General features: G+C 51.5%; 1 rRNA gene. It reads left to right on the top strand.

Annotated elements, in window-relative coordinates:
* Window positions 1-166: 166 nt before the first annotated feature.
* Window positions 167-3,164 (top strand): 23S ribosomal RNA (locus IV91_RS0112535); the annotation flags it as partial.

Genomic DNA, 3,164 nt, shown 5'->3' with positions numbered 1-3,164 from the left:
GGAAGAGGGCTGGTCGCGAGACTGGTTTAATTTCAAGAAAGCGTAGTGGTCAGATACTGGGTTAGATTGTATTGACACCTTCTTTGAGAGAGGGAGGTGAGATAAACACGAGCTTATAGCATTTGGTACTTTACGAGGTAGGGATGTGAGGTGCTTGAGGTTATAGGATCAAGTGAATAAGTGCATGTGGTGGATGCCTTGGCGATTACAGGCGATGAAGGACGTGGTAGCCTGCGAAAAGTTTCGGGGAGCTGGCAAACGAGCTTTGATCCGAAAATGTCCGAATGGGGAAACCCACCCGCGAGGGTACCCATACCTGAATACATAGGGTATGAGGAGCGAACCTGCCGAACTGAAACATCTAAGTAGGCAGAGGAAAAGAAATCAACCGAGATTCCCGTAGTAGTGGCGAGCGAACTGGGAAGAGCCTGCAACAGATAGCCATTGATTTAGCGGAAAGGCCTGGAAAGGTCTGCCATAGAGGGTGAGAGCCCCGTACGCGAAAAGTGAGTGGTGAGACTGAGGTTGCGATAAGTAGGGCGGGACACGTGAAATCCTGTTTGAAGATGGGGGGACCATCCTCCAAGGCTAAATACTCGTAATCGACCGATAGTGAACTAGTACCGTGAGGGAAAGGCGAAAAGAACCCCGGGAGGGGAGTGAAATAGATCCTGAAACCACATGCATACAAACAGTAGGAGCCCCAGATTTAATGATCTTCGGGTCTTTGGGCGAGCGAAGTGAGCCAAAAGACTATTAGAAGATGAAATGCTGACGATCTTCAGGGATTTTTGGTCTTTAAAAGGCTAGAGGATCTGGATTGATTTTGAGGGTCATTAGATCTGGGGTGACTGCGTACCTTTTGTATAATGGGTCAGCGACTTACATTCCGTGGCGAGCTTAACCGAATAGGGGAGGCGAAGCGAAAGCGAGTCTGAACAGGGCGTTCAGTCGCGGGGTGTAGACCCGAAACCAGATGAGCTATTCATGGCCAGGTTGAAGGTAGGGTAACACCTGCTGGAGGACCGAACCCACTAGTGTTGAAAAACTAGGGGATGAGCTGTGGATAGGGGTGAAAGGCTTAACAAATCTGGAAATAGCTGGTTCTCTCCGAAAACTATTTAGGTAGTGCCTCACGTATCACTTCTGGGGGTAGAGCACTGTTTTGGCTAGGGGGTCGTTTAGATCTACCAACCCAAGGCAAACTCCGAATACCGGAAAGTGCGAGCGTGGGAGACAGACATCGGGTGCTAACGTCCGGTGTCGAAAGGGAAACAACCCAGACCCTCAGCTAAGGTCCCCAAGACATGGTTAAGTGGAAAACGAGGTGGGAAGGCGAAGACAGTCAGGAAGTTGGCTTAGAAGCAGCCATCCTTTAAAGAAAGCGTAATAGCTCACTGATCGAGTCGTTCTGCGCGGAAGATGTAACGGGGCTCAAACCATGCACCGAAGCTAGGGATATCCGAAAGGATATGGTAGGAGAGCGTTCTGTAGGCCGTTGAAGGTGAGGTGTGAACCTTGCTGGAGGTATCAGAAGTGCGAATGCTGACATGAGTAGCGATAAAGCGGGTGAAAGGCCCGCTCGCCGAAAGCCCAAGGTTTCCTGCGCAACGTTCATCGACGCAGGGTGAGTCGGCCCCTAAGGCGAGGCTGAGAAGCGTAGCTGATGGGAAATCGGTGAATATTCCGATACCTTGATTCAATGCGAAGGGGGGACGGAGAAGGTTAGGCTAGCCGGGTGTTGGAAGTCCCGGTTTAAGCGTGTAGGCAGATGCTCTAGGCAAATCCGGAGTGTCAATGCTGAGGCGTGATGACGAGGACCTACGGGTCTGAAGTAGTTGATACCCTGCTTCCAAGAAAAGCCTCTAAGCGATAGTTGAATCGAGACCGTACCGCAAACCGACACAGGTGGGCAGGATGAGAATTCTAAGGCGCTTGAGAGAACTCGGGTGAAGGAACTCGGCAAATTAGCACCGTAACTTCGGGAGAAGGTGCGCCCCAATAATGTGAAGGTCTTTACGACCGGAGCAAAAAGGGGTTGCAGTGAAATGGTGGCTGCGACTGTTTAATAAAAACACAGCACTCTGCAAACACGAAAGTGGACGTATAGGGTGTGACGCCTGCCCGGTGCCGGAAGGTTAAGTGATGGGGTGCAAGCTCTTGATCGAAGCCCCGGTAAACGGCGGCCGTAACTATAACGGTCCTAAGGTAGCGAAATTCCTTGTCGGGTAAGTTCCGACCCGCACGAATGGCGTAACGATGGCCACACTGTCTCCACCCGAGACTCAGCGAAGTTGAAGTGTTTGTGAAGATGCAATCTACCCGCTGCTAGACGGAAAGACCCCATGCACCTTTACTGTAGCTTTACATTGGACTTTGATGGGATTTGTGTAGGATAGGTGGGAGGCTGTGAGGGTATGCCGCCAGGTGTACCGGAGCCAACCTTGAAATACCACCCTGATGTCATTGAGGTTCTAACCTAGGTCCATGATCTGGATCGGGGACCGTGTATGGTAGGCAGTTTGACTGGGGCGGTCTCCTCCCAAAGAGTAACGGAGGAGTGCGAAGGTATCCTAGGTACGGTCGGACATCGTACTGATAGTGCAATGGCATAAGGATGCTTAACTGCGAGACTGACAAGTCGAGCAGATGCGAAAGCAGGTCATAGTGATCCGGTGGTTCTGAATGGAAGGGCCATCGCTCAACGGATAAAAGGTACGCTGGGGATAACAGGCTGATTCCTCCCAAGAGTTCATATCGACGGGGGAGTTTGGCACCTCGATGTCGGCTCATCACATCCTGGGGCTGTAGCCGGTCCCAAGGGTATGGCTGTTCGCCATTTAAAGTGGTACGTGAGCTGGGTTTAAAACGTCGTGAGACAGTTTGGTCCCTATCTGCAGTGGGCGTTGGAAGTTTGAGGGGGGCTGCTCCTAGTACGAGAGGACCGGAGTGGACGAACCTCTGGTGTACCGGTTATGACGCCAGTCGTATTGCCGGGTAGCTATGTTCGGAAGAGATAACCGCTGAAAGCATCTAAGCGGGAAACTTGCCTCAAGATAAGACTTCCCTGAGGGCTTGACCCTCCTAAAGGTTCGTTCGAGACCAGGACGTTGATAGGTCGGGTGTGGAAGCGCAGTAATGCGTTAAGCTAACCGATACTAATT

The sequence above is a fragment of the Ferrovum myxofaciens genome, assembly GCF_000735045.1.
Lineage (GTDB): Bacteria > Pseudomonadota > Gammaproteobacteria > Burkholderiales > Ferrovaceae > Ferrovum > Ferrovum myxofaciens.
The sequence above is the reverse complement of the archived record's forward strand: the minus strand, read 5'-3'. Positions and strand labels throughout refer to the sequence as shown.